At 51.8% G+C, this 280-nt stretch carries 1 protein-coding gene; it reads right to left on the bottom strand.

Annotated features, from left to right (window positions below):
* The coding region (locus AAEY88_RS13095) for a QueG-associated DUF1730 domain-containing protein (RefSeq protein ID WP_350563082.1) at window positions 1-280 on the bottom strand (280 nt) is incomplete at both ends.

Here is a 280-nt window from a genome sequence, read left to right as displayed (position 1 = left end):
ATTTGCACCAATATCGTCTCCAATAGCTAGTTGCTGCCATTCTGGCAGCATCGCTTCTATCCTCAAAGCCAGTTGTTTGAGGCGACTGCGCATGGTCTTGTGATAGTCGCGCCCGCGAGCATAGCGCGCAATGATACCGTGGTTTGGGCGATCGTCATCTTCAACGGTGCGCGGTTTAGGCGTTTCAGTCAAATAGTCCATACGCACGCTAACGATAGTCTTAGCGCCTTCTACCAACTGCTCAGGATGAGCACGCAGGTGGTGATTGCCATGCATAAAC

It is taken from the genome of Psychrobacter sp. CAL346-MNA-CIBAN-0220, assembly GCF_040309805.1.
GTDB lineage: Bacteria > Pseudomonadota > Gammaproteobacteria > Pseudomonadales > Moraxellaceae > Psychrobacter.
The sequence above is the reverse complement of the archived record's forward strand: the minus strand, read 5'-3'. Positions and strand labels throughout refer to the sequence as shown.